At 67.7% G+C, this 25,837-nt stretch carries 23 protein-coding genes, 2 tRNA genes, 1 other RNA gene and 1 pseudogene; 13 read left to right on the top strand and 14 right to left on the bottom strand.

Annotated features, from left to right (window positions below):
- Positions 1–26: 26 nt before the first annotated feature.
- Positions 27–641 (bottom strand): CDP-alcohol phosphatidyltransferase family protein, encoded by a 615-nt coding sequence (locus LL964_RS04360; RefSeq protein ID WP_104586039.1) that lies wholly within the window; start codon positions 639–641, stop codon positions 27–29.
- Between the two features lie 74 nt (positions 642–715).
- Between LL964_RS04360 and purH the strand changes: the two genes are divergently transcribed.
- The 3 genes and pseudogenes from purH to yccS form a co-directional block, all read left to right on the top strand.
- Complete coding sequence (purH, locus tag LL964_RS04355) at positions 716–2,299, top strand: bifunctional phosphoribosylaminoimidazolecarboxamide formyltransferase/IMP cyclohydrolase (protein WP_104586042.1); 1,584 nt, start codon at positions 716–718, stop codon at positions 2,297–2,299.
- A 116-nt stretch (positions 2,300–2,415) separates the two neighbouring features.
- The gene (gene purD, locus LL964_RS04350; protein WP_104586044.1) at positions 2,416–3,711 is read left to right on the top strand and encodes a phosphoribosylamine--glycine ligase; all 1,296 of its coding nucleotides are present in this window, start codon (positions 2,416–2,418) and stop codon (positions 3,709–3,711) included.
- Between the two features lie 303 nt (positions 3,712–4,014).
- Positions 4,015–6,198 (top strand): annotated as a pseudogene (yccS, locus tag LL964_RS04345) (YccS family putative transporter); the annotation flags it as partial.
- A gap of 26 nt (positions 6,199–6,224) precedes the next feature.
- On the opposite strand, the gene LL964_RS04340 reads toward yccS, so the two are convergent.
- Positions 6,225–6,300: non-coding RNA, sX9 sRNA (locus tag LL964_RS04340), on the bottom strand.
- A 61-nt stretch (positions 6,301–6,361) separates the two neighbouring features.
- Positions 6,362–7,552: an MFS transporter gene (locus LL964_RS04335; protein WP_104586047.1), complete on the bottom strand. Its 1,191-nt coding sequence runs from the start codon at positions 7,550–7,552 to the stop codon at positions 6,362–6,364.
- 97 nt (positions 7,553–7,649) lie between these two features.
- Here LL964_RS04335 and LL964_RS04330 point away from each other — a divergent pair, with 97 nt between their 5' ends.
- The 4 genes from LL964_RS04330 (at position 7,650) to LL964_RS04315 (ending at position 11,861) form a co-directional block, all read left to right on the top strand.
- On the top strand, positions 7,650–8,525 hold the full coding sequence (locus LL964_RS04330; protein WP_104586049.1) for a LysR family transcriptional regulator: 876 nt from the start codon (positions 7,650–7,652) through the stop codon (positions 8,523–8,525).
- 208 nt (positions 8,526–8,733) lie between these two features.
- Complete coding sequence (locus LL964_RS04325) at positions 8,734–10,656, top strand: MFS transporter (protein WP_104586052.1); 1,923 nt, start codon at positions 8,734–8,736, stop codon at positions 10,654–10,656.
- 450 nt (positions 10,657–11,106) lie between these two features.
- Positions 11,107–11,451, top strand: coding sequence for a CD225/dispanin family protein (locus LL964_RS04320; protein WP_104541665.1), 345 nt, complete (start codon positions 11,107–11,109; stop codon positions 11,449–11,451).
- On the top strand, positions 11,451–11,861 hold the full coding sequence (locus tag LL964_RS04315; RefSeq protein ID WP_104586059.1) for a DUF2752 domain-containing protein: 411 nt from the start codon (positions 11,451–11,453) through the stop codon (positions 11,859–11,861). Before LL964_RS04320 ends, LL964_RS04315 begins: the two co-directional genes overlap by 1 nt.
- Positions 11,862–11,994: 133 nt before the next feature.
- Here LL964_RS04315 and LL964_RS04310 read toward each other — a convergent pair whose 3' ends face one another.
- The 5 genes from LL964_RS04310 to LL964_RS04290 form a co-directional block, all read right to left on the bottom strand.
- Positions 11,995–12,888: a cobalamin biosynthesis protein gene (locus LL964_RS04310; RefSeq protein ID WP_104586063.1), complete on the bottom strand. Its 894-nt coding sequence runs from the start codon at positions 12,886–12,888 to the stop codon at positions 11,995–11,997.
- A 132-nt stretch (positions 12,889–13,020) separates the two neighbouring features.
- The gene (gene nudC, locus LL964_RS04305; RefSeq protein WP_104586066.1) at positions 13,021–13,920 is read right to left on the bottom strand and encodes an NAD(+) diphosphatase; all 900 of its coding nucleotides are present in this window, start codon (positions 13,918–13,920) and stop codon (positions 13,021–13,023) included.
- A gap of 369 nt (positions 13,921–14,289) precedes the next feature.
- Positions 14,290–14,676, bottom strand: coding sequence for an iron-sulfur cluster insertion protein ErpA (gene erpA / locus LL964_RS04300; protein WP_104586070.1), 387 nt, complete (start codon positions 14,674–14,676; stop codon positions 14,290–14,292).
- Positions 14,677–14,756: 80 nt separating this feature from the next.
- Positions 14,757–15,206, bottom strand: coding sequence for a bactofilin family protein (locus tag LL964_RS04295; RefSeq protein ID WP_104586074.1), 450 nt, complete (start codon positions 15,204–15,206; stop codon positions 14,757–14,759).
- A gap of 3 nt (positions 15,207–15,209) precedes the next feature.
- Positions 15,210–15,947, bottom strand: coding sequence for a DUF6776 family protein (locus LL964_RS04290; protein WP_104586077.1), 738 nt, complete (start codon positions 15,945–15,947; stop codon positions 15,210–15,212).
- Between the two features lie 128 nt (positions 15,948–16,075).
- Here LL964_RS04290 and LL964_RS04285 point away from each other — a divergent pair, with 128 nt between their 5' ends.
- The 3 genes from LL964_RS04285 to LL964_RS04275 are packed head-to-tail and all read left to right on the top strand — an operon-like array spanning position 16,076 to position 20,997.
- Entirely contained in the window at positions 16,076–16,702 is a 627-nt protein-coding gene (locus tag LL964_RS04285; protein ID WP_104586080.1) for a DUF4126 domain-containing protein, read from the top strand.
- 38 nt (positions 16,703–16,740) lie between these two features.
- Positions 16,741–18,690 carry an EAL domain-containing protein gene (locus LL964_RS04280; protein WP_167395225.1) on the top strand — a complete coding sequence of 650 codons (1,950 nt, stop codon included), beginning with the start codon at positions 16,741–16,743 and terminating at the stop codon, positions 18,688–18,690.
- A 39-nt stretch (positions 18,691–18,729) separates the two neighbouring features.
- Positions 18,730–20,997, top strand: coding sequence for an ATP-binding protein (locus tag LL964_RS04275; RefSeq protein ID WP_146092333.1), 2,268 nt, complete (start codon positions 18,730–18,732; stop codon positions 20,995–20,997).
- Between the two features lie 181 nt (positions 20,998–21,178).
- Here the strand turns inward: LL964_RS04275 and bfr are convergent, their stop codons facing one another.
- The 3 genes from bfr to LL964_RS04260 form a co-directional block, all read right to left on the bottom strand.
- Positions 21,179–21,649, bottom strand: a complete 471-nt coding sequence (bfr, locus tag LL964_RS04270) for a bacterioferritin (RefSeq protein ID WP_104586086.1) — start codon at positions 21,647–21,649, stop codon at positions 21,179–21,181.
- Positions 21,650–21,966: 317 nt separating this feature from the next.
- Positions 21,967–22,170, bottom strand: coding sequence for a (2Fe-2S)-binding protein (locus LL964_RS04265; protein WP_104586088.1), 204 nt, complete (start codon positions 22,168–22,170; stop codon positions 21,967–21,969).
- Between the two features lie 80 nt (positions 22,171–22,250).
- Positions 22,251–22,868 carry an RNA pyrophosphohydrolase gene (locus LL964_RS04260; protein WP_104586090.1) on the bottom strand — a complete coding sequence of 206 codons (618 nt, stop codon included), beginning with the start codon at positions 22,866–22,868 and terminating at the stop codon, positions 22,251–22,253.
- A gap of 118 nt (positions 22,869–22,986) precedes the next feature.
- On the opposite strand from LL964_RS04260, the gene LL964_RS04255 reads away from it, so the two are divergent.
- Both LL964_RS04255 and LL964_RS04250 read left to right on the top strand, forming a co-directional pair.
- A tRNA-Met gene (locus tag LL964_RS04255) sits at positions 22,987–23,063 on the top strand.
- Positions 23,064–23,115: 52 nt separating this feature from the next.
- Positions 23,116–23,190: transfer RNA gene (locus tag LL964_RS04250), tRNA-Gln, on the top strand.
- Between the two features lie 416 nt (positions 23,191–23,606).
- Here LL964_RS04250 and rpsI read toward each other — a convergent pair.
- Positions 23,607–23,999 carry a 30S ribosomal protein S9 gene (gene rpsI, locus LL964_RS04245; RefSeq protein WP_005990700.1) on the bottom strand — a complete coding sequence of 131 codons (393 nt, stop codon included), beginning with the start codon at positions 23,997–23,999 and terminating at the stop codon, positions 23,607–23,609.
- Between the two features lie 2 nt (positions 24,000–24,001).
- Positions 24,002–24,430 carry a 50S ribosomal protein L13 gene (rplM, locus tag LL964_RS04240; protein WP_016902424.1) on the bottom strand — a complete coding sequence of 143 codons (429 nt, stop codon included), beginning with the start codon at positions 24,428–24,430 and terminating at the stop codon, positions 24,002–24,004.
- 181 nt (positions 24,431–24,611) lie between these two features.
- Here rplM and coq7 point away from each other — a divergent pair, with 181 nt between their 5' ends.
- Positions 24,612–25,265 carry a 2-polyprenyl-3-methyl-6-methoxy-1,4-benzoquinone monooxygenase gene (gene coq7, locus LL964_RS04235; protein ID WP_104586092.1) on the top strand — a complete coding sequence of 218 codons (654 nt, stop codon included), beginning with the start codon at positions 24,612–24,614 and terminating at the stop codon, positions 25,263–25,265.
- Between the two features lie 213 nt (positions 25,266–25,478).
- Here the strand turns inward: coq7 and LL964_RS04230 are convergent, their stop codons facing one another.
- Positions 25,479–25,793, bottom strand: a complete 315-nt coding sequence (locus LL964_RS04230; RefSeq protein ID WP_104586094.1) for a DMT family transporter — start codon at positions 25,791–25,793, stop codon at positions 25,479–25,481.
- Positions 25,794–25,837: the final 44 nt, after the last annotated feature.

Here is a 25,837-nt window from a genome sequence, read left to right as displayed (position 1 = left end):
GAAACAGCTCGGTGCACGCAGCGCGCTCAGCGTGCCGATGCCTCTGCCAGTCCCGCACGCACCCGCCGCCACACGGTGGCCAGGCAGGCCACGCTCAGCGCCAACGCGATCCAGGTGACGGCACCGGCCCCCAGCAGGCCGCATGCCAGGCCCAGTCCCACCACGCCGATGACGAACGCGCGGTCGCTCTTGCCCATCGGCCCGTCGTAACGGCGGCTGGCGCCGACCATCAGCCCGAGCACGCCGGCGTATTCGGTCAGTGCGGCCAGCAGCGCAAAGATCCACAACCAATGCGCGCCCACGCCGGGCACGCCGAGCAGGCTCAAGTACAGCGCCGCATCGGCCACCACGTCGCACAATTCGTTGAGGTAGGCACCCAGTTGCGATTGCTGGCCGAACTCGCGCGCGAGCATGCCGTCGATGGCATTGAGGCCCATGCGCAGCAGCATCCACACCGGCAGCAGCAGATACAGCCAGGGCCAGCCGGCGCCGGCGTGATAGACCACCGCCGCGACCAGCAACGACACCGCCGCCGCGGTCAGCGTCACCTGGTTGGCCGTGATGCCGCCGCGGTAGAGCGCGCCCACCATGGGCCGCAGCAGCGCCTGGAAGCGTCCCTTCAGAGCATAGATCGAGGCCATACGGGAATGTTGAGTCCATTCGAGCGCTGGCGCAGCCTACAATATCGGCTGCTCCGCTTCGACATCCCCCACCGATGGCCACTGATTTGCTGCCCGTGCGCCGGGCCCTGCTCTCCGTTTCCGACAAGACCGGCCTGCTCGACCTGGCCCGCGCGCTGGTGGCGCGCAAGGTCGCGCTGCTGTCCACCGGCGGCACCGCCAAGGCGATCCGCGAGGCCGGCCTGCCGGTCCAGGACGTGGCCGATCTCACCGGTTTCCCGGAAATGATGGACGGCCGCGTCAAGACCCTGCATCCGCTGGTGCACGGCGGCCTGCTCGGCCGCGCCGGCACCGATGAAGCGGTGATGGCCGAACACGGCATCGTGCCGATCGACCTGCTGGTGCTGAACCTGTATCCGTTCGAGTCGGTCACGGTCAAGGCCGACTGCACCCTGGCCGAGGCGGTGGAGAACATCGACATCGGCGGCCCGGCGATGCTGCGCAGCGCGGCCAAGAATTTCGCCCGTGTGGCGGTGGCCACCGACCCGGCGCAATACCCCGAGCTGCTGGCCGAGCTGGAGGCCAACGACGGCCAGCTCTCGGCCGCCAAGCGCTTCGCGCTGTCGGTGGCCGCATTCAACCGCGTGGCGCAGTACGACGCGGCCATCAGCAACTACCTCTCGGCGGTGGCCGACAGCGCCGAAGCCGTGCCCACGCGCAGCCCCTTCCCGGCGCAGATCAACTCCAACTTCGTCAAGGTGATGGACCTGCGCTACGGCGAGAACCCGCATCAGGCCGGCGCGTTCTACCGCGACCTGTATCCGGTGCCGGGCACGCTGGCCACCTTCCAGCAGTTGCAGGGCAAGGAACTGAGCTACAACAACCTGGCCGATGCCGATGCGGCGTGGGAATGCGTGCGTCAGTTCGACGCTCCGGCCTGCGTGATCGTCAAGCATGCCAACCCCTGTGGCGTGGCGGTGGGTGTGGCCTGCGGCGATGCCTACGAACTGGCCTATGCCACCGATCCCACCAGCGCCTTCGGTGGCATCCTGGCCTTCAATACGCCACTGGATGCGGCCACCGCCAAGGCGATCCTGGATCGCCAGTTCGTCGAAGTGCTGATCGCGCCCGACTACGAGGCCGGCGCGCTCGACTACGCCAGCAAGAAGGCCAATGTGCGCGTGCTCAAGATCCCGCACGGCAACGGCTTGAACAACTACGACACCAAGCGGATCGGCTCGGGCCTGCTGATGCAGTCGGCCGACAATCGCGGCATGTCGCTGGGCGAATTGAGCGTGGTGACCCAGCGCGCACCCAGCGAGGCCGAACTGGCCGATCTGCTGTTCGCCTGGCGCGTGGCCAAGTACGTCAAGTCCAACGCGATCGTCTACGCCAAGGACAGCCGCACCATCGGCGTGGGCGCTGGGCAGATGAGCCGCGTGGTCAGCGCCAAGATCGCCGCGCTCAAGGCCGAAGAAGCCAAGCTCACGGTGGCCGGCTCGGTGATGGCTTCCGATGCGTTCTTCCCGTTCCGCGACGGCATCGACGCCGCGGCCGCGGCCGGCATCCAGGCGGTGATCCAGCCCGGCGGCTCGATGCGCGATGGCGAGGTGATCGCCGCCGCCGACGAACACGGCATCGCGATGGTGTTCACCGGCGTGCGCCATTTCCGGCACTGACGGACCGGGATTGGGGATTCGGGAGTGGGGATTGGTGGCACCGCCTCTCGCTCGCTCCGATCCGTGATCCTGCGTTGACCAATCCCTAACCCCGACTCCCAAATCCCCGTACTCACATGAAAATCCTCGTCATCGGCTCCGGCGGCCGCGAACACGCGCTGGCCTGGAAGATCGCCCAATCCGCACGCGTTGGCGAAGTGCTGGTGGCGCCGGGCAATGCCGGCACCGCCAGCGAAGCCAAATGCCGCAATGTCGCGATCAAGGTCGACGATCTGGATGGCCTGCTGGCACTGGCGCAGCGCGAGGCCGTCGCGCTCACCGTGGTCGGCCCGGAAGTGCCGCTGGTGCTCGGTGTGGTCGACCGCTTCCACGCCGCCGGCCTGCGCATCTTCGGGCCCACCGCCAAGGCGGCGCAGCTGGAAGGCAGCAAGGCCTTCGCCAAGGACTTCCTCGCCCGCCACGGCATTCCCACCGCGTATTACGCCGTGCACACCGAGGTGGATGCGGCGCTGGCGTATGTGCGCGAGAAGGGCGCACCGATCGTGGTCAAGGCCGACGGCCTGGCCGCCGGCAAGGGCGTGATCGTGGCGATGACCTTGGCCGAGGCCGAAGACGCGGTACGCGACATGCTCTCGGGCAATGCATTCGGCGATGCCGGCGCACGCGTGGTGATCGAAGAGTTCCTCGATGGCGAAGAAGCCAGCTTCATCTCCATGGTCGATGGAAAGCACGCCCTGCCGATGGCCACCAGCCAGGACCACAAGCGCGTGGGCGATGGCGACACCGGCCCCAATACCGGCGGCATGGGCGCCTACTCACCGGCCCCGGTGGTGACGCCGGAGGTGCATGCGCGGGTGATGCGCGAAGTGGTCGAGCCCACCGTGCAGGGCATGATCGCCGACGGCGTGCCGTTCACCGGATTTCTGTATGCCGGGCTGATGATCGACGCACAGGGCGCGCCCAAGGTGATCGAATTCAACGTGCGCTTCGGCGACCCGGAAACCCAGCCGGTGATGCTGCGCCTGCAGTCGGACCTGGTGGAGCTGGTTGAAGCGGCCATCGACGGCACACTCGACCGCGTGCAGGCGCAGTGGGATCGGCGCCCGTCGCTGGGTGTGGTGATCGCGGCCAGGCCGTATCCGGAAGCACCGGTGACCGGCGAGGTCATCACCGGCCTGGATGCCGTGCCGGCCAGCGCCAAGGTCTTCCACGCCGGCACCACCTTGAATGCCGACGGCCAGGTGCTCAGCGCCGGCGGCCGCGTGCTGTGCGTGGCCGCGCTCGGCGACAGCGTGCAGGACGCCCAGCGCAGCGCCTATGCCGGCCTGCAGCCGATCCACTGGCCCAACGCCTTCCACCGCAGCGACATCGGCTGGCGTGCGATCGCGCGCGAACGTGACGTGCAGGGCTAAGCAGTGTCCTTCCCCCGCTGGCGGGGGAAGGTGCCCGAAGGGCGGATGGGGGCAAGCACGGACATCCGCTGCTTGTCGGCCGAACAGAGCAACGGCTCGCTGATGGTCACCGAGCAGGCTGTGTTCAACAGGTTGCAAAGTCGCCAAGCGCGGTAAGCGGCCATGCAGCGAGGCTGCGGCGCAATCGCGTACGCCGCTACAGTCCGCACCCATGCCGGCTACTGACAAAGGACTAGCCCCTGTCCACACCGGCAGAGTGCGGCTGCGGCAATAATGCCGGTCACGCCTGCCCTTGCCGAGACCGTGGCCGCCACGTCCTTCGAAACCCGCCTCAGCCGCCTGTGGGCCCATGAAAAGGCCAGCTACGGCCTGCGTGTGTTCATCGCGCTGGCGGTGGCGCTGGGCGTGTGCTGGCACCGGCAGCAGCTGACCGCGGTGCCGGCGCTGTTCCTGGGCATCATCGCCAGCGCCATTGCCGAGACCGACGACAACTGGCTGGGCCGCACCAAATCGGTACTGCTGTCGTTGCTCTGCTTCGCGGCCGCCGCCGCGTCGGTCACCGTGCTGTTCCCCTACCCGCTGCCGTTCGTGATCGGCCTGGCCGTGGCGACGTTCTCGCTTACGCTGCTGGGCGCGCTGGGCGAGCGCTATGCCTCGATCGCACAGGCCACGGTGGCCTTGTCGATCTACGCCATGATCGGCATGGACCAACATGGCGGCCACGATCCGCGCATCGCCTGGCAGGGTGCGGCGTTGCTGATGATCGGCGCCGGCTGGTACGGGGTGCTGTCGATCCTGTGGACCATCCTGTTCGCCAATCGCCCGGTGCGCGAGCGGCTGTCGCGGCTGTTCTTCGAGCTGGGCCTGTATCTGCGGCGCAAGGCCGACCTGTTCGAGCCGGTGCGCCAGAGCGACCTGCATGCGCGCCGGCTGGCGCTGGCCGAACAGAACGCCCGCGTGGTGGCCGCGCTCAACGCGGCCAAGACCGCCATCATCAGCCGCTTCGGCCGCTCGGGACGGCCGGGCGTGCAATCGGGGCTGTATTTCCGGCTGTACTACATGGCGCAGGAATTCCACGAGCGCGCCAGCTCCTCGCATTACCCGTACGAAGCGCTGACCGATGCGTTCTTCCATAGCGATGTGCTGTACCGCTGCCAGCGCCTGCTCGCGCTACAGGGCAAGGCCTGCGCCGCGCTGGGCGAGGCGATCCGCCTGCGCCAGCCGTTCGACTACGGCGACAACAGCCGCCTGGCCACCGACGACCTGCGTCAGTCGTTGGACTACCTGCATGCGCGTGCCGATCCCGCGCTGACCCGCCTGCTGGGCGCACTGGAGCTGCTGGTCACCAATCTGCAGAGCATCGAACGGCGCCTGTCCGAAGCGGCGCAGTCCGATTCCACCAGCGACAACCTCGATACCCGGCTGCGCGACTCGTCCCCGCACACCTTGCGCGAAATGGCCGCGCGCCTGGGCCAGCAACTCACCCCCGGCTCGGTGCTGTTCCGGCATGGCCTGCGCATGGCCATCGCGCTGGTGGTGGGTTACGCGGTGATGCTGTCCATCCATGCCGACAACGGCTACTGGATCCTGCTCACCACCGCATTCGTGTGCCGCCCCAACTACGGCGCCACCCGGCGGCGGCTGGTGCAACGCATTGCCGGTACCCTGATCGGCCTGGTCGCCACCTGGGCGCTGATGCAGCTGTTTCCCAGCACGCAAGTGCAGCTGCTGCTCGCCCTGGTGGCCACCCTGGTGTTCTTCATCGCGCGCACCGATCGCTACATGCTGGCCACCGCCGGCATCACGGTGATGGCGCTGTTCTGCTTCAACCTGCTCGGCGATGGCTTCGTGCTGATCTGGCCGCGCCTGATCGACACCGTGATCGGCTGCGCCATCGCCGCAGCGGCCTCGTTCCTGATCCTGCCCGACTGGCAGGGCCGCCGCCTCAACCAGGTGATGGCCACGGTACTGGCCAGCTGCGCGCGTTACCTGGGCCAGGTGCTGGAGCAATATGCCAGCGGCATGCGCGACGATCTGCCGTACCGCATCGCGCGCCGCGACATGCACAATGCCGACGCCGCGCTGTCGGTGGCGCTGTCCAACATGCTGCGCGAGCCGGGCCGTTACCGGCGCAACCTGGACGCGGGCTTCCGTTTCCTGGCGCTGTCCAACACCTTGCTCGGCTACCTCTCCGCGCTGGGTGCGCACCGCGCCGCGCTCGACGGCGAACACGATGCCAGCATCGCCCGGGCCGGCGACTACCTGCAGCGCGCGCTCGGCGACCTCGCCACCGCACTGGGCCAACGCCAGCCCTTGCCGCAGCACGACGAGAGCGACGAACTGGCCATGGCCGAAGCGCTCGAACAGCACGCGCTCCAGCTGCCGCCCAAGCAACGCCTGGTGCGCGACCAGCTGGCGCTGACCCTGCGCCTGCTGCCCACTCTGCGTGACGCGGCGCTGGCCGTCACCGAGGCACCGGCCGACAACGCCGCTCCCAAGGACAGGCTTAAAGCGGCTGACAGAACGTAGCGAGCGGTCGTCAGGTGGGTGTGGACGGCGCGGAGGAACCGGAGTGTACGTGTGGTACATGCCGATTCCGAGCACCGGCCGCGCCCGTCTGGCGGCTGCGCAGTAGTTCTGTTAATCGCTCTTACTTCCAGGCGCCCCGCGACACACTGAGCGCCACCCACCCCAACGCCGCCAGCGCCAGCACCGCGCCACCGATCACCACGCCCGTCCAGCCGGCCTGTGCATAGGCCGCCGTACTCAGGGTCGAGCCCACCGCGCCGCCGATGAAGTAACAGGTGATATAGGCCGAGGTGATGCGGTTGCGCGCCTGCGGATTGCGTTGGTAGATCACGCTCTGATTGGCGATGTGCACGCCCTGTACCGCGATATCCAGCAGCAGCACGCCCACGATCAGCAGCGCCATCGATTGCGGAGCGAACGCCAGCAGCCCCCATGACGCGAGCAGCATCAGCAGTCCGCCCCAACTGACACGGTCGCCATGGCCGCGGTCGGACCAGTGGCCGGAGCGATTGGCCGCCAGCGCGCCGGCCGCACCGATCAGGCCGAACAACCCGATCACCGCCGTACCGTAGCCGTACGCCGGCCCGGACAGCAGGAACGCCAGCGTGGTCCAGAACATGCTGAAGCCGGCAAAGATCAGCCCGCCCAGCACCGAACGCGCACGCAGCACCGCATCGTCGCGCAGCAGCGTCAGCACCGAGCCCACCAACCGCGGGTAGGACAATCGCGCATTGCCGGGATGCCGCGGCAGCCCGCGCCACAGCAGTGCGGCAGTCAGCAGCAGCAGGCTCGAGGCGATCCAGTACACCGTCTGCCAGCCGCCAACTCCGGCCAGCAGGCCAGCCGCCGTACGTGCCAGCAAAATGCCCAGCAGCAAGCCGCTCATCACCGTGCCGATCGCCCGCCCGCGCTCGTGCGGTGCGGCCAGGGTGGCGGCGAACGGCACCAGGATCTGCGCGGCCACCGAGCTGGCGCCGGTCACGATCGTACCCACCAGCAACATGCCAAAGCTGTGCGACGCGGCACTGACCAGCAGCCCGGCCGCACTGAGCACGAACAGCCCCACGATCAGCCCACGCCGCTCCAGCCGGTCGCCCAGCGGTACCAGCAACAGCAGACCGGCCGCGTACGCCAGCTGCGCGGCAGTCACCACCGCGCCGGCGCTGCGCACCTGGATGGCGAACGCCTGCGCCAGCGTTTCCAGCAGCGGCTGCGCGTAATAGTTGCTGGCCACCGCCAGCCCGGTGGCGGCGGCCATCAGCAACACCAGGCGACGCGGCAGCGGTGGGTGGGCAGTGGACTCGGCGGTCATGGCGTTGGCCTGGAGAAGGAGTGGGCGCAGTGTGGGCAACGCGTCGGCATCTTTCCAATGTATTGTTTTCACTGTGCCCATCTTTTTTTGAGATCGCATGTTCACCCTGCGACAGCTGGAATTTGCCGTGGCCGTGGCCGAAGAAGGCGGCTTCACTGCTGCCGCCCGTCGCTGCAACACGGTGCAATCGGCACTCAGCCACCAGGTGGCCAAGATCGAGGAAGCGCTGGGCGCGCGCCTGTTCGAGCGCGGCCCGCGTCAGGTGCGCCCCACGGCGGCCGGCGAGGTGTTCCTGCATAACGCCCGCCAGACCCTGCGCGCGGCCGAGCGCCTGCATGACGAAATGGCGCAGGCCTTGGGCACGGTGCGCGGGCGGCTCACGCTGGGGCAGATCTCCTCGCTGACTACGGTGCGGGTACCGGCACTGCTGCGCCAGTTCCGCACCGCACACGCGCGCGTGGACGTGCACCTGCGTACCGCCATGAGCGAGGCCTTGCTGCACGACCTGAGCGAAGGTCGCCTGGACGTGGCCCTGGTCGGGGTCGGCCCGCAGGTCGCGCTGCCCGCACAACGCCTGCTGCTGCACGAAGAATCGCTGGCCTTGATCGTGCCTGCCGCCCACCGCTTCGCCACGCGCAAGCGGGTGGCGCTGGCCGAGCTGGACGACGAGCCGATGGCCGGGCTGGTGGCCGGCGCCGGCGTGCGCGGCATCGTCGATGGCGCCTTCGACCAGGCCGGCTTGCGGCAGCGCCAGCAGTACGAAGTGACCCACGCCGACCTGATGCGTGAGCTGGTCGCCGCCGGGCTGGCCGTGGCGATCGTGCCGCAGACCATGGCCGGCAGGATGCGTACCGTGGTGACGGTGGCGCTCAAGGAACGCTTCGTTTTCCAGACCTACGCAGTGTGGCGACCGGACCCCACGCCGGCCGCGCGCGCCTTCGTGGCCTTGCTGGGTGGAGCCGCCCCCGCCTAGCGCGTCCGCGCCGGGCAGGCACACGGTGGCGCGAGGGCCCCGCGCCCCGACGTCCAGCGCTGCCAGGCCGCTACGCAGTCGTATGGATCTGCGCGGCGGCCGGGTAACCACGCACAGCCTCGGCAAGGCCAGCGCAGCGGGCGCATCGCCCATCCACCAGCACGCCGTGGAAGCCTGCTAGGCTGCGCGCGTTCGCAAAGGAAACTGCATGTCCGGTCACAGTCAGTTCGCCCTGCTCAGGCAGCGCCGCTTCTTGCCGTTCTTCGCCGTCCAGGCGCTGGGCGCGTTCAACGACAACGTGTATCGGCAGGCCATCATCGGCCTGCTGTTCTACCTGGGCATCGACGCGGCCCAGCGCACGCTCTACACGAATCTGGCGCCGGCTCTGTTCATCCTGCCGTACTTCCTGTTTTCCGCATTGGCCGGGCAGATCGCCGAGAAGCTGGAGAAGCAGAAGCTCATCGTGATCACCACCACGATGGAAATCGCGATCATGTCGCTGGCTGCGGTGGGCTTCATCACCGAAAACATGGTGATCCTGCTGGTGGCGCTGTTCTGCACCGGCCTGCAGTCCACCCTGTTCGGGCCGGTGAAATATTCGATCCTGCCGTCGGTGCTGAAGCCGGAAGAACTCACCGGCGGCAACGGCCTGGTCGAGATGGGCACCTCGATCTCGATCCTGTGCGGCATGATCTTCGGCGGGCTGATCTTCCAGATCGCCGGCAGCCATGGTCCGGAGGCGGCCGCCACTGCGGTGATCGTCATCGCCGTCACCGGCAACCTGGTGGCGCGGCTGGTCCCGCGCGTCGACGCCGGCGCACCGGAGCTGACCATCAACTGGAACCCCATTCCCGAATCGCGTGCCATCATGCGCCTGACCCGGCGCACGCCGGCGGTCCGCAACGCGGTGCTGGGCGTGTCGTGGTTCTGGTTCGTCGGCACCGTGCTGACCGCGCAGCTACCCACCTATGCCCAGCTCAATCTGGGCGGCCAGCAAGACCTGTACGTGTTCGCGCTGGCGCTGTTTTCGATCGGCACCGGCGTGGGTTCGCTGCTGTGCGAACGGCTGTCCGGGCGTACCGTGGAAATCGGCCTGGTGCCACTGGGCGCATTCGGCATCAGCGCCTTTCTGCTGGACTTGTACTTCGCCCGTCCCGGCGCTGCGCCGGTGAGCGATCTGTCGATCGGCCAGTTCGTGCAGCAGGCCGGCAGCGTGCGGCTGATCGTGGATCTGCTCGGCATCGGCCTGTTCACCGGTCTGTTCGTGGTGCCGTTGTTCGCGCTGATCCAGAGCCGCACGCCCAAGGCCGAGCTGTCACGCGTCATTGCCGGGCTCAACATTCAGAACTCGTTGTTCATCGTCGCCGCGGCGGTGATCGGCATCGCGCTGCAGTTGCCGCAAGTGGTGCTGTTCGGCGTGCGGATTCCGCTGCCTGGCCTGAGCATTCCGCAGGTGTTCCTGGCGCTGGCGATCGCCAACACGCTGGTGGCGCTGTGGATCTTCACCCTGGTGCCCGAGTTCCTGATGCGCTTCCTCAGCTGGGTGCTGGTGAGCGTGCTGTACCGGCTGCGCGCGCACGACATCGATGCGCACGTGCCCGACGAGGGCGCCGCCCTGCTGGTGTGCAACCACGTCAGCTACATGGATGCGCTGATCCTGTCGGCGGTGATTCCGCGCCCGGTGCGCTTTGTCATGTACTACAAGATCTTCCGCATCCCGGTGATGCGCTGGATCTTCCGTACCGCCAAGGCCATCCCGATCGCCGGCGCACGCGAAGACCCCGCACTGATGCAGCAGGCCTTCGACCGTATCGACGCAGCGCTGGCCGACGGCGAGCTGGTCTGCATCTTCCCCGAGGGCGCCTTGACCAAGGATGGCGAGATCGCTGCGTTCAAGTCTGGTGTGGAGAAGATCCTGCAGCGGCGCCCGGTGCCCGTGGTTCCCATGGCGTTGCGCGGCATGTGGTCCAGCATGTGGAGTCGCCGCGACACCCGCCTGGGCCGCATGCGCGTGCCGCGTCGGATGCGCGCGCAGATCGGAGTGGTCGCCGGCCCCGCCATCGCTGGCGAACAGGCCAGCGCCGCGCTGCTCGAACAGCAGGTGCGCGGATTGCGCCAGGACCACCCCTGAGCCGCCAGATGCGGGCTTTGCGTCCATCGCGCACCGCGAGTAGCCTGTGCGCCACTGCACGCTTTACCGCCGCGTTCGCCAAGCGGACGCGGCCGGCCGCATCGAGGGGAATGTCGTTGTACTCAACATCATCGCGCCTGAGGCATCTGCCGTGATCGGCGGGTGCCGTGCATGCCAGCGGCTGGCCATCGTGCCGGCCACGGCAGGCGCGTGGATGCGCGATCGCGGCGCGCCAGGTCGACGCAGACAGGCGCCCAGCACGGCGCCGCAGCATTCGCGTCCGCAGCTGCCGGGCCTCCGATTGCCGCGTACGCACACGCCCGCCTTCGCATCAGGCCCATCCGGCCAGCGTCAGCGCACACCGCACGCACCAGCGCTGCGCCAGGCATCCGGCAACACACCCCACTCACCCATCAGTTCGCTGTTGTTTACCACCCAAGGAGCTTCACCATGAGTGCCATCCCACCGCCGATCCATCCCTCGTCCAGCGCAGCGCCCGGCCCGGTGCCGAACCACCTGATCTGGGCGATCGTCTCCACCGTGCTCGGCTTCTGCCTGTGCTGCCCGGCCCTGATCACCGGCATCGTGGCGATCGTGTTCTCCAGCAAGGTCAACGGCCTGCTCAACCAGGGCGACATCGACGGCGCACGCCGTGCCTCCAACACCGCCAAGACCTGGTGCATCGTGACCAGCGTGCTGGCCGTGATCGGCCTGCTGATCAACATCGGCATGGTCGCCACCGGCGGCATGCAGAGCTACATGGAATACATGCAGCAGTTGCAACACATGCAGTGATGCAGCTGCGTCCACGCCATTGGCTTGGACTGGGGGCGGCCACCGGCGTGGCCGCCTTCGGCGTGTCGTTGCTGTATCGCTTCGATCCGAACGCGAGCAACAGCCCGTTCCCGCCCTGCGTCTTCCGCGCCGTCACCGGCTGCTACTGTCCCGGCTGCGGCATGACCCGCGCGCTTTATGCGCTGGTGCATTTCGACCTGCCCGGTGCCTTCGCCATGAACCCGGCAGCGGTCCTCGGCCTGTTCACCCTGCCCGGCCTGATCGCCTGGAAAGCCGGCTGGCGCGCGCGCTGGTTCGCCCCCGTCGTGAGCGTCCTGTCCGAACCGAAGTTCTGGCTATGGGCATTGCCCACCTACTGGATCGCACGGAACCTGCCGTGGTTTCCGTTCACGTTGCTGGCGCCGGGCTAGGGGCTACACGCAACTCGGCGGGGCCTGCATCGGCTGGGGTTCGAGTGAGCGGCTGCAAGGCCACTTCTAGGCTCAACTGCGGGTCGCCTGACATCTGGCGACGCTGACTCCACGTCGTGGACCGCTGCAAGTCCTACCGCACCCACCCCGCAATCACCAACAACGCCAGCACTACCATCCACAGCAGCAGCACGCGCCATACCAGGCTCATCGCATCGCGCACTTCCGGCAGCCGGCGCCAGACCGGCACCAGGCCCGAATCGGTGTAGTCGTGGGCTTCATCGCGCAGCTCGGCACTGACGCTGGCACGCGCCACCGCGCCCAGGAAATACGGCTCCAGCGCCCATCGGTTGCCATGCGCTTCGCGCCAGGCGCGGAACACCGTGTCGAAATTCCCCACCAGCGCCATCGACACCGTGATCAGCTGCGCCACCGGCCATTCCAGCACCGCCAGCAACCAACGCGCACCCGCCAGATTGCGTGGCGGCAGCAGCACCGACAGCGGGCTTTCCACCGCCAGGGCGGTCAGGCGGTACAGCACCGCGCCGAACGGCCCCAGCAACAGGAACCACCACAGCACCGCGAACCAGCGGCGCAGACCGTTGACCACCACAGCCTCCACCAGCGAGGGCGCGTCCTCGTGCACGCTGCCACCGGCCGCCTGCAGATGCGAAATCGCCTCGCGTCGCGTACCGGGCTCGTCGGCGTCGATCACCGCCTCGACATCGCGATCCAGATCGCGCGGCCCCCAGGTCCAGGCCAGCACCGCCACGCCGAACAGCAGCGACAGGAAGCCATGCCACACATCGTCCAGCGCCCATTGCAGCAGCACGACCACGAACAGCACCGGCAGCAGGGCCAGCAGCACGCCGTAGCGGCCCTGCCACGCGCCGCGTCCGGCGGCATGGCTGTCCAGCCGGCGCAGCCAGCGCGCGAACCATTCGAAACGCCGTAGACGGGCGACCTGCGCCGGCACCAGATGACCCAACGCAAGGGCGACGACGACAGCAACCAGGGTCGTGAACATGGGGTTCCTCCTCAGCGGAGTCTAGCCGAGCGGACCCAACCCCACTGCAACGGCCGCACGAACGTCGGGTGCGCCGAGGCGGCAGGCGCACCTGCCACGGCCCAGCCGCGGTCGCCGCCAGGACGCCGGCTCTCAACCATGGCTGCGATACCAATGCTCGATCAGCGCCCGCGCGATCGAAATGGCCGGCGGCAACCCGATGCCGTCTTCACCGCCGCGGCCTTCCAGCGCGGCGCCGATCTCGTCATGGCCCACCCAACGCGCATCCTCCAGCTCGCCGGTCACCTGCGGTACCTCGCTGGCCGCCGCCTGCGCCGTGAAGCCCAGCATCAACGCTCCCGGAAACGGCCACGGCTGCGCGCCCAGATAGCGGCAGTGCTGGATCCGCACGCGGGTTTCCTCATGCACTTCGCGCGCCACGGTCTGCTCCAGCGATTCGCCCGGTTCGACGAAGCCGGCGATCACCGAATAGCGTCGCGGCGCCCAACTGGCCTGGCGGCCCAGCAGCAGCCGCTGCCCGTCGCTGACCGCCACGATGATGGCCGGATCCACGCGCGGGTAGTGTTCGGTCTGGCACTGCGTGCAATGCGCGATGAAGCCGGCGCGGCGGAACACGATCGCACCGCCGCAGACGCCGCAGTAACGCGTACGTGCCTGCCAATGCAGCATCGCCCGCGCGAACGACACCGCAGTGGCGATGTCTGCCGGCCATTGCGCTGCCGCCTGGCGCAGGTCCACCCGTTGCGGCGCCTTCAGATCGAGTGGGTCGGCCGACAGGCAGAACCAGCCCTGACCATCGCGCAGCCCCAGGAAGATCGCCGCCTCCGGGCTGTCGGCAAGCGCGGCGCCCTGCATCAACAGCGGCTGCCCCTGCGCATCGGCCAGGGCGGTGCCCTTGGCATCGATCAACAGCACATGGCCCTGCGCCCACAGCTGCGCCAGGGCAGCCGGGTCGTCACGCAGCGCATCGCCGCGATCCAGCGGCGCGTGGGTGAAGGCAAAACCGGACAACGGAAGAGTGGATTCTGACATCGGCGCAAGCCTGCCGATAATCGGCGACACCCGCAACCGTGCCGCGCACGGTCGTCGCAGAATCCAGGTTGCACGTTCAGACGCTGAGGCGATGGCTGCGAGCGATCAGTACAATGCAAGCGGTCGCGGACATTGCGGCCCTACTGCGCGCTGTTACTGCGGCGCGTACCCAGCCAACGAAAGCGTCCATCAGCGCAGCGCAGGCGGTTGCTGGCAGCGCGGCCCTGCCACAGTGCGCTTGTGCAGCGGCACCCAGCCAGCCGCCGCAAGCACACAGCAGCCAGTAGTTCTCCCGAGTGGACTCAGCCGCTGGATCACTCACCACCGTGGACGCTTGCTACATACGTCCACGCCAGCACGCGTCATGCCTTACACGCTGAAGCTGCTCCCGCAGCCGCAGGTGGTCTTGGCATTGGGGTTGCGGATCACGAACTGCGCACCGGTCAGGCTCTCGGTGTAGTCCACCTCGGCGCCCATCAGGTACTGCAGGCTGAGCGGGTCGACCAGCAACGTCACCCCGTCGGTGGCCACGGCCAGATCGTCGTCGGCGCGGTTCTCGTCGAACTCGAACCCATACTGGAACCCCGAACACCCGCCTCCCTGGATGTACACGCGCAAGGCCAGGGCGGCGTTGCCTTCCTCCTGGATCAGCTCGCGTACCTTGGCGGCGGCGGCACCGGAAAAGTTCAACGGCCGGTCGATGGACTGGTAGTCCGGCGCCGGAGCGGCAGTGGGAAGCGAAACGAGCGTACTCATGCCGTCAGCATGGGGGCCGGACGGCGCCACTTCAAGCCGGATGTGTCGGCCACGCGGTCGCGCTTCAGCCGCAGCGCGGCTCAGGCGTCGGCAGTTTCGGGCTGCGCGGCCTTGGCCGGCTCGGCGCGATGGCCTTCCGGTGCCGGCAGCGCCGCGGTGGCGCCTGCGGCGGCGGCATGGATCAGACGCCCGGTGAGCTGCGCGCCGGCGCTCATTTCCACCACCTGATAGTGCACATTGCCCTGCACGCGCGCATTGGCGGCCAGTTCGACCCGCTCGGCTGCATGCACATCGCCGGTCAGCTGGCCGTTGATGATCACCACCGGCGCACGCACTTCGCCCTCGATGCTGCCCTGCTCGGCCACCGTCAGGGTGGCGCTGGCGCCGTCCTCGGCAATCACCTTGCCCAGGATGCGACCTTCCACGTACAGGCCGCCGCTGAACGTCAGGTCGCCGCGGATGACCACCTGCGGCCCGATCAAGGTATCGACCACGGTCTGCGCACCACGGCTGGACTTGTTTCCGAACATGAGCTACTCCCCGGCGCCGCTGGCGGCGACTTTCCAATCGAATGTCTGATTGACCGGCGCCCCCTCGCCGCTCAGGGAGATTTTGACACGTTGCGGAGTGAAATCCTTCGGCAGGATCACGCTGCCGTCCAGTTGCTGGAAATAGCGGAACGAATACGGCTGCCCGGCGGCAGCGGGCTGCTGATGCAGCTCGTTCCAGCTCACCGTCACCAGCTTGCCGGCGCGCACGCCCTCCACCGCGAAGCGCAGCTGGCCCTGACTGATCGCACCACGGTTGAGGTTCTGGGTCAGCACCACGCTGTAGTTCCAGGTGCCGCCGGCCTCGGCGGTGAACTGCACCGAATGCGCATTGAGCCCCTTGCGCTGCGCGGTGGCGCCCACCAAGCGCTCGTAGAAAGCCACATCGGCGCGCAGCGCGGCGATCTGTTCGTCGCGCTCGGCCAGCGAGGCCTGCACTTCGGTATTGGCCGCGCGACTGATCTTGTCCGACATCGCCAGGTTGACCTGGCGCTGCTGCAACTGCTCGATCTGCCGCCGTTGCTGGGCCTGGCTGCGCTGGGCCTGCTGCAGGGCGGCCTCGGCCTGCACCAGGCGTGGCGCGGCGGTACGCGTGGCCATCCACCACACACCGCCCAACGACGCCAGCCAGAGCAGGGCGATCGCCACCCATCGCCAGCGTCCGCCGGCATGGCCACCACCCGCCTGACGGTGGACGATCTGGACGCGGGCGGCTGGTCTCATGGGCATCTGGGCCGGACGGGCCGGCGCTGAGGGCGGCGGCGTAGTGTGCCAGAGCGCGGACGGCCGCCACGCTGGCGTTGCGTCGGCCGTTATCCGATAGTTCCGTATTGTCCGCAGGAAGCAACGCCATGAGCGAGGCCCATCTGTTCGTGATCGGCATCCTGCTGGCCTGGCTGGCCGGCATCCGCGTCTACCTGACGGTATTCGGCGTGGGCCTGGCCGGCCTGCTCGGCTGGATCGAGCTGCCCCCGGCCCTGCATCCGGCGCAGTCGTGGTGGGTGCTGGGCACCTCCGGCGCACTGGCGGTGGCCGAATTCGTCGCCGACAAGATCCCTGGTGTGGACTCGGGCTGGGATCTGTTGCAAACCCTGGCACGCGTCCCGGCCGGCGCGTTCCTGGCCGCCGCCACGCTGTCGCCGGATGGCGACCTGAGTACCGGCGCGCTGGCGGCGGGGGCCGGCGTGGCACTGACCAGCCACACCCTCAAGGCCGGCACCCGCGCGCTGCTCAACACCTCGCCGGAGCCGGCCAGCAACTGGATCGCATCGCTGGCCGAAGACACCCTCGCTGCCACCGCCCTGGCCGTGGCCCTGGCGCATCCATGGCTGGCGCTGGGCTTGGCAGTGGGGTCCAGCCTGCTGGTGGCGCTGGCGGTATGGTGGGTCTGGCGGTTGCTGTGGCGGGGCATGCGCCGGCTGGCGGCGCCGCTGCGCGCAGCCACCACGCCGACTGCACGCCGCTCCCCGCTATCGTGAAGTTCATCGCATAATCATCGCGACTGTAGGGAGTATCGATGGCCGCCCGAGATCCGGTTCCATTCACCACCCGTGACGACACCGCCACCCGGCAGCGCCCGCTGCGCGCCGAGACCCCGCCGGCCGACCACTGGCGCCGCTGGGCTGGCGACGCCGTGGCCGAAAGCCTTGCACCGGTGAGCGCGGCTATCATTCCTGCGCCCGTGCCCGCCGCTGCCGCGGGCCCGGGTCCGCAGGCACCGGCGCAGGCAATGGCTGCCAATGTGCGCGCCGCGCCACCCGCAGCGTCGTCTGCGGCCGCCTCGACAGCCACGCGGCAAGGCGACGACCCTGCCGCCGCCGACGCGCCCTACCGCGTATTGATCGTCGAGGACGACCGCTCGCAGGCGCTGTTCGCACAGAGCGTGCTGCACGGCGCCGGCATGCACGCGCAGGTGGAAATGACCGCTGCCAGCGTGCCGCAGGCGATCCAGGACTACCACCCGGATCTGATCCTGATGGATCTGCACATGCCCGAACTGGACGGCATCCGGCTGACCTCGCTGATCCGTCAGCAACCCGGCCAGCAATTGCTGCCGATCGTGTTCCTGACCGGCGATCCCGACCCGGAGCGCCAGTTCGAAGTGCTCGACAGCGGTGCCGACGACTTTCTCACCAAGCCGATCCGCCCGCGCCACCTCATCGCGGCCGTGTCCAACCGCATCCGCCGCGCGCGCCAGCAGGCGCTGCAACAGACGGGTGACCACGGCAACGCACGCAGCAACCCGGAAACCGGCCTGCCCACGCGCGGCCATGTGATGGAATTGCTCGCCGATGCATTGGCGCGCAAGCAGGCCGGCGGGCTGTTCTTCATCGAGATCGCCAGCGCGCTCGGCCTGCGCGAACGGTATGGCTATGCCGCGTACGAACGTTTGATGACCCAGGCCGGGCATCGCCTGGCCAGCGCCGCCCAGCCCTATCCGCTGGCGCGCCTGAACGACAACAGCTTCCTGCTGCTGGCCGTGGAGATGGACGAGACCAGCCTGGAACAGCGCGCGCTGGAGGTTCGCGAACGGCTCTCCGCCAACGCCTTCCCGGTGCGCGAAGACGAGGCGGTGCACGTGCGCTGCGCCATCGGCGCCGCGCCGCTGAGCCTGGGCTTCGACGACGCCGGCAGCGCACTGGAAGCAGTGGAGCGTACCGCGCTGCAGGCACGCCTGCGCAGCGACGGGGTGCAGACCTATCTGGCGCCCAGCCAGGCCGAGCAGCAGGAGCAGCTGCGCCTGGTCGAAGGCCAGCTGGAACTGGCCTACCAACCCATCGTGGCCGTGGCCGGCGGCGATACCGCGCAATACCAGGTGCTGCTGCGGCTGCGTCAGGCCGATGGCACCCTGCTGTCGGCCGGCCAGGTGATTCCCGCCGCCGAAGCGGCCGGACGCATCGCCGACCTCGATCAGCAGGTCATGGACCACGCACTCGGTTTGCTGCATCTGTACCAGCACGCCAGCCCGCCGCTGCGTCTGTTCGTTTCGCAGTCGCCCCGTACGCTGGCGCGCGAGGCGTTCGCCGACTGGCTGCTCAAGGCACTGGCCGAACGCGGCGTGGCCGGGCAAACGCTGATCGTGGATCTGCGCCTGGACGACGCCCTGATCCACGCGGTCACCGTGCAGCAGTTCTGCGCCAAATTGATGCCAGCCGGCGTGCAGTTCTGCCTCAGCCAGTTCGAGCCCGGCGACGAAGCCAACGCACTGCTGGCCCAGCTGCCGCTGAGCTTCGTGCGCATGGCCAACCGCTTCGCCGATGCGCATGGCAACACCGCGGTGCGCGACCAGTTGCGCAGCGTCATCGATATCGCCCACCAGCGCGGCCTGTTGATCATCGGCCAACGCATCGAAGACCCGCAGGCGGCCGCAGCGATGTGGATGAGCGGGGTGGATTTCATCCAGGGCAATCTGGTGCAGACCGTCGGCAAGGAATTGGATTTCGACTTCACCAACGCGGTGCTCTGAGTGAGGGCGCCGGCAGGAGGCCGTCGCGCCTGGAACGGCCTGGCCATCGCCACCGCCATCGTCACGGCGGCCGGGTCAGGCCTGCAGTGGGCCGGGCTACCGGGGCCGTGGCGTGCCCTCACCGCCGCTGCGGCTGCCGCCACCGTGGTGTTGGCGATCTGCGCAGCCCTTGCCGCCCACCGTGGCGCGCGTGCACAGCGTGCGCTGTCCCAACGCGTGGACGAGGCCGAACTCGCCCGCGAGCGCCTGCAGCAGGAACTGCAGCGCCACGGCGAACTCGAACAGCAGTTGCTGCGCGCCAAGCAGGCAGCCGAAGCCGCCGCGCTGGCCAAGGGCGAATTCCTGGCCACCATGAGCCACGAGATCCGCACCCCGCTCAACGGCATCATTCCGATGCTGGAGTTGATCTCGCGCGGCCAGCTCAGCGTGGACCAGCGCGACATGCTGCAGACGGCCACCGGCAGCTCGCTGCAGCTGCTGCGCATCGTCGACGACATCCTCGACTACTCCAAGCTCGAAGCCAACAAGCTCGAACTGGAGATCACCACCTTCAACCTGCGCGAGTTGCTCGACGGGGTGGTGCAGCTACTTCAACGTACTGCCGAGAGCCGCCAGCTGCGCCTGGGCCTGGATATCGAGCCCTCGGTGCGCCTGCTGGTGCGCGGCGACCCGATCCGCCTGCGTCAGGTGCTGAGCAATCTGATCGGCAATGCGATCAAGTTCACCGAACGCGGCAGCATCGATATCCAGCTGCGCCGCCTGGGCGAAACCCGCGCCCAGCACCTGCTGCGCTTCCAGGTCCGCGATACCGGCATCGGCATCGCGCCGGACCAGCAGGCCCGCCTGTTCCGCTCCTTCGCTCAGGCCGATGCTTCCACCACCCGTCTGTACGGCGGCACCGGCCTGGGGCTGGCGATCTGCAAACGCATCATCGACCTGATGGGCGGGCGCATCGGCGTGGAGTCCGAGCCCGGTCGCGGCGCCACGTTCTGGTTCGAGATCCCGCTGCTCAAGGTGATCGGCGACCTGCAACAGACCAGCGGTGTCGATGCGGCACGGGTGATGGTGATCAGCTCCGATGCGCGGCTGCAGCAGCGGCTCAAACGCCTGCTAGACGGCTGGGGCGTGTCGCATGTGCTGATGGAGACCACGCAGGAAGCACTCGAGCGGGTGCGCCGCCACAACGACACCGAAGGCTTTCGTTGCGTCATTGCCGACCACGACACGCTGCGCTACAGCGCGCGTGCCGTGCATCGCGCGCTGGCCCGGCCCGAAGATCTGGGCGGCCCCAGGTTGATCTGGCTCTATGGCGACGAACCGGTGCCGGCCGACCTGCGGGACCACGCCAGCCTGGTCCCGCGTCATAGCCCGGACGAGCTCCTGCGATCGGTGGTGCTGCCACCGGATCCCAAGCCCGTGCACGCTGCTGCACCGACCCTGGCGATGATTCCCGAACCGCTGCCGCCACCGATGGCCGGCGCGCGCGAGGTGCGCATCCTGCTGGTCGAGGACAACCCGGTGAATCTGCTGGTCGCACAGAAGCTGCTGGCGGTGCTTGGCTTCGAGGCCGACACCGCCACCGATGGCGAAGCCGCGCTGGGCAGCATGGAATCGACCCGCTACGACATGGTGTTCATGGATTGCCAGATGCCGGTGCTGGACGGCTATGCCGCTACCCGTCGCTGGCGCGCCATGGAAGCCGAAAGCGGCGGTCGTCCGATCCCGATCGTGGCGATGACCGCCAATGCCATGGCCGGCGACCGCGAACGCTGCCTGGCCGCCGGCATGGACGATTACCTTTCCAAGCCAGTCGCCCGCGAACAGCTCGATGCCTGCCTGCAGCGCTGGCTGCCGCGTCAACCGCTGTTGACCGGGCCAACCAGCGGAACCGCAGCGCCCGATCCGGAAAGCACCAGTGCCGCCGCCCAGGCGCGCGCGTTGCCGATCCTGGACAGCAGCGTCATTGACGAACTCTACGAGGTCGCCGGCGCGGACACCGTCACCATTCTGCAGCTGTTCCTGGACGATGCTCCCGGCATCATCGAGCAGCTGGAAGCGGCCGCAGCCAACCGCGACAGCATGCAGTTGCGCGATCTGGCCCATAGCTTCAAATCCTCCAGCGCCAACGTCGGCGCGCAGGCCTTGTCCAACGCGGCGCGCCGCATCGAACTGGCCGCCCGCACCGGCACCATCGAACGCCCTTCGGTGATGGTGGCGTTGGTCATCGCCGAATACGCGCGCGCGCGGCTGGCCCTGCTGGGCCAGGTCGCCCGCCTGCAGGCCGCCGCCGGCGGGACGGGCCGGTAATCGGGCAGCCCTCAGCAGGACAGCGGCAGCTGCCGCACGCCCACCACCCGCATCGAATGCCCGTCTGCCGCGGCCGTCAAGGCCGTCGGCAGTGGCCACCGGAGTCATCTCCGGCGTCGTACGCGCGCACCACTGCAGATCCGCAGTCCAGCGCGGACGACCACCCCGGCCGATCCGGCGTTCAGTCGTCCAGCTTGGTCAGCAGGTAATTCGGCTCGCCGATGCGCGCCACCAGATCCAGCTGGGTTTCCAGCCAGTCGATGTGCTCTTCTTCCGATTCCAGGATGTCCACCAGCAACTGGCGACTGACGTAGTCGTTGACGGTCTCCGCATAGGCCACTGCTTCGCGCAGCACCGTCACGGCCTCACGCTCCAGCGCCAGATCGCAGCGGAACATTTCGGTCGGGTTTTCGCCGATGCGCAGCTTGCCCAGCGCCTGAAAGTTCGGCAGCCCCTCGAGAAAAAGAATGCGATCGGACAGCTTGTCCGCGTGCTTCATCTCGTCGATGGATTCCTTGTACTCATGCTCGGCCAGTTCCTTCAGGCCCCAGTTCTTCAGCATCTTGGCGTGCAGAAAGTACTGATTGATCGCGGTGAGTTCGTTGTAGAGCACCTTGTTGAGGTACTCGATGACTTTGGTATCGCCCTTCATGCGATGTCTCCGGGAATGCGCCGGCCGCACTCTATCGCGTCGGCGCGCAGCATGAAGGAACGCGAATCGTGATCAGTTGCGGGACGCGCGCGGCGACATGGCCCGCTACGCTCGAGCGGGCAGACCAGCGTCACCGCACTTGGGAATCGCACCGCCGGGCGCGCTGCGCCGCGCGTGTGCAGCGACGTTGTACGGGCACTCGCCTGGCATCGACGCTATCGCCGAGGGTGCATCACTCAGTGGGACAGAGGCGCCCTGGTGCCTGCAGGCCGAACCAGGCGGCGACTGGCATGCGGCGCGAGCCAGGACCTGCTCAGTCAGGCCGCGCTTGCCAGCAGCGGCAGCGGTAACGCACGGCTGGCGTGCGCCTGGTTCAGCAGATCGGACGCCATGTCCAGACAGGAGCCGCAGTTGGATCCACAGCCGGTGCGCATGGTCAGCTCGGCCAGGCTGGTGCAGCCATTTTCGGCCGCTTCGCGGATCTGGTGGTCGGTGACCCCATTGCAGATGCAGACGTACACGGTATTGGTCGGGTGCTGGCGATCCGGAGGGGATCAGCAGTGATTGCACCGCAAACGAGAATAGGTGTCAATTCCAAACGTTAATCATTATTAATCAGCGCCGGCCGCGGCCCGCCCCGCTTGCGCGGGCGCTTACGTGGACGGTCGTGCCCGGCCGCGCTGCTGCCCGGCAGCCAGGCTTCCAGCGCGCGTTCGGGCATCATTCCGACCGCTGCGTGGCCTGCGATGTTCTGCGCCAATGGCGCCAGATGCCGCAGCGCGCGCGCATACACGCCGCGCTTGAACATCACCACGTGTTCGACCGGATACCAGAAATCCACCCAGCGCCAGTGGTCGAACTCGGGCGTGTCGGTATGGTCGAGCTTGAGATGGGATTCGTCGCCGGTGAACTGCAGCAGGAACCAGACCTGCTTCTGGCCGATGCAGACCTGCCGTTCGTTCCGCCGCACCGCACGGCTCGGCAGACGATAGCGCAGCCATCCGGGGGTGGCGCCGAGCAATTCCACATGCTCGGGCAACAACCCGGTTTCTTCGCGTAACTCGCGGTACATGGCTTCGACAGGCGTCTCGTCGGTGTTCATGCCACCTTGCGGGAACTGCCAGCCGTCCCTGCGCACACGACGTGCCCAGAACACCTGACCGTCCTGACGCATCAGCACGATGCCGACGTTTGGCCGGAAACCGTCCGGATCGATCACGATGCGGACTCCTGAAAATCTACTGCCAGCGACTCTGCCACGGCCACGCCCGGCTCACAAGCTGAAAACGAAATGCTTGACAACGCCGACACACATCGTGAGAATTGCCGGCTCCCTAGGCTATGTAGCTCAGCCGGTTAGAGCACAGCACTCATAATGCTGGGGTCGGTGGTTCGAGTCCACCCATAGCCACCACGGTATCCAGGCCCGAACAGGCATGCGATACTCTGGGACAACACAGTTTTATTGCCCCGTCGCCAAGCGGTAAGGCACCTGACTCTGACTCAGGCATTCGGTGGTTCGAATCCATCCGGGGCAGCCAAACACGAAAGGTTCGATCTGACGGTCGGGCCTTTTTTGTTGCCCGATTACTTCTTGCCAGCATTCGTGCAGCAGGCATTCCCGCCCCAAGGCCGAACAGCGATCACCGAAGGCGACACCCCCACCCTGGTCGAAAATGGATACCGGGTCAGACAGGCACCCAACAGTCAGGCACAGAGCCGGCCACGGCGGCATCACCCCATGCCGCCGCGCGCAGGCCCAGCGGCCGGCATACACGAGATGACCAGCCAACGTTTGCGAAAGTCACCAGGCCTGGGCAAGGAAAAATCTACCTCGACACAGCAGGCCATCGACTGCAGGCGCCCACTGCGCAGGCCCCAAAACGACAAAAGCCCGGCATGGCCGGGCTTTTGAAGCAGGCGCCCCGGCGAACCGGGGCGCAGCAAACGCGATGGATCAGCGCTTGGAGAACTGGGTCGCGCGACGTGCCTTGTGCAGACCGACCTTCTTACGCTCGACTTCGCGGGCGTCGCGGGTCATGAAGCCCGCCTTGCGCAGCTCGGACTTCAGGGTTTCGTCGTACTCGACCAGCGCACGGGCGATGCCCAGGCGGATCGCACCGGCCTGACCGGTGGTGCCGCCGCCCGAAGCGGTGACCAGGATGTCGAAGCTTTCGGTGTTCTTGGTCAGCTCCAGCGGCTGGCGCACGATCATGCGCGCAGTCTCACGGCCGAAGAACTCGTCCAGCGGACGGTCGTTGACGGTGATCTTGCCAGTGCCCTTGCGCAGGAACACGCGAGCGGTGGAGGACTTGCGGCGGCCAGTGCCGTAGTTTTGCGTGATAGCCATGATTAGATATCCAGAACTTGCGGCTGCTGGGCGGCGTGCGGATGCTCGGCACCCGAATAGACCTTGAGCTTGCGGTACATGGTGCGGCCCAGGGGACCCTTCGGCAGCATGCCCTTGACGGCGATTTCGATCACGCGCTCCGGGTGGCGCTCCAGCGCCTGCTCCAGGCTCTCGGTCTTGAGGTTGCCGATGTAGCCGGTGAAGCGGTGATACTTCTTGTCTTTCAGCTTGTTACCGGTCACGACGATCTTCTCGGCGTTGATCACCACCAGGTAATCGCCGGTATCGACGTGAGGGGTATAAACCGGCTTGTGCTTGCCGCGCAGGCGGCGGGCCAGTTCGGTGGACAGACGGCCGAGCGTCTTGCCGGCGGCGTCGACGAGATACCAGTCGCGCTGGACGGTCTCGGACTTGGCGGTGAACGTAGTCATGAGAAAACTCTTGAGTGGTCGGGCGGATTGCAGCGGCAAGGGCCGCTGGAACTTTGCCACGCGTTGTGAAGGCGAAACAGAAGAGGCGGGATTGTACGCGGCGCCCCGCGCCTGCGCAAGTCGGCGCGCGTCTGCGGCGCATGCGGTTGGCAGCCGCGCGGACGCGGGCCAGAATCGCGGCATGATCCAGACCTCTCCATTGCGGCTGCATAGCCCGCTCGACCGGCTGCTCGTCGAAACCCAGCGCGCGCTGGACACGGTATTCGGCAATCCGCCCGCGCAGCGGCCGAATCCCTCCACCGACACTCCCGACGCCGTCCTGACCGCAGACCAGCGCCGGCATGCGGCGGGATTGATGCGCATCAATCACGTCGGCGAGGTCTGCGCGCAGGGCCTGTACTTCGGCCAGGCCGCAGTCGCCCGCGATGCGCATACCCAGCAGCACCTGCTCGAAGCAGCACAGGAGGAGACCGACCACCTGTCCTGGTGTGCCGACCGCCTGCACGAGCTGGACAGCCGCCCCAGCCTGTTCAACCCGCTCTGGTACGCCGGCAGCTACGCGCTAGGCGCACTGGCCGGGCTACGTGGCGACGACTGGAGCCTGGGCTTCGTGGTCGAGACCGAGCGCCAGGTCGAGGCGCACCTGGACGAACATCTGGAAACCCTGCCAGACGTCGATCAGCGCAGCCGCGCGATCCTGCGCGTGATGAAGATCGACGAGGCCCGCCACGCCGACCATGCCGAGCAGGCCGGCGCCCGGATCCTCCCGCAGCCGATCCCCAGCGCCATGGCCCTGGCCTCCAGACTGATGAAAACCGTCGCGTACCGGCTGTAGCCGGTGGGATTCGGGATTCGGGATTCGGGATTGGATCGGGGCTCGCAACTGGCGATGCCCAGCAAGCCAGGCCCACCCCTCGCAACACCCAGCTGGAGCAGAGCCCCCTTTGTTAAGGGGGCGCGCCGAAGGCGTGGGGATAGGCGGCCTCGGAGTCGGGGCCCAAGGTTTGCGCAGCAAACCTTGGGGGTCAGCACCGCGCAGCGGGGCTGACTACGACACCAGCTTCAACCCCATCACACCAGCCACGATCAGGCCGATGCAGGCCAGGCGCGACCACGAGACGCTGTCGCCGAACAGCACGATCCCGGCAAGGGCCACGCCTACCGCGCCGATCCCGGTCCAGATCGCATAGCCAGTGCCGACCGGAATGGTCTTCAGTGCCTGGGTGAGAAACCACAGGCTAACCCCGGCCAGACCGATCGTCCCGACCGTGGGCCACAGCCGGGTAAACCCATCGCTGTACTTCAGACCCAGGGCGAAGCCGATTTCGAACAGGCCGGCCAACACGAGATAGATCCAGGGCATCACGTCACTCCTCTACAAAAAAACGCAAAAAAAAAGCGGCCCAG

Origin of the sequence: Xanthomonas melonis, from assembly GCF_020783655.1 — a bacterium.
Taxonomy (GTDB): Bacteria; Pseudomonadota; Gammaproteobacteria; order Xanthomonadales; family Xanthomonadaceae; genus Xanthomonas; species Xanthomonas melonis.
The sequence above is the reverse complement of the archived record's forward strand: the minus strand, read 5'-3'. Positions and strand labels throughout refer to the sequence as shown.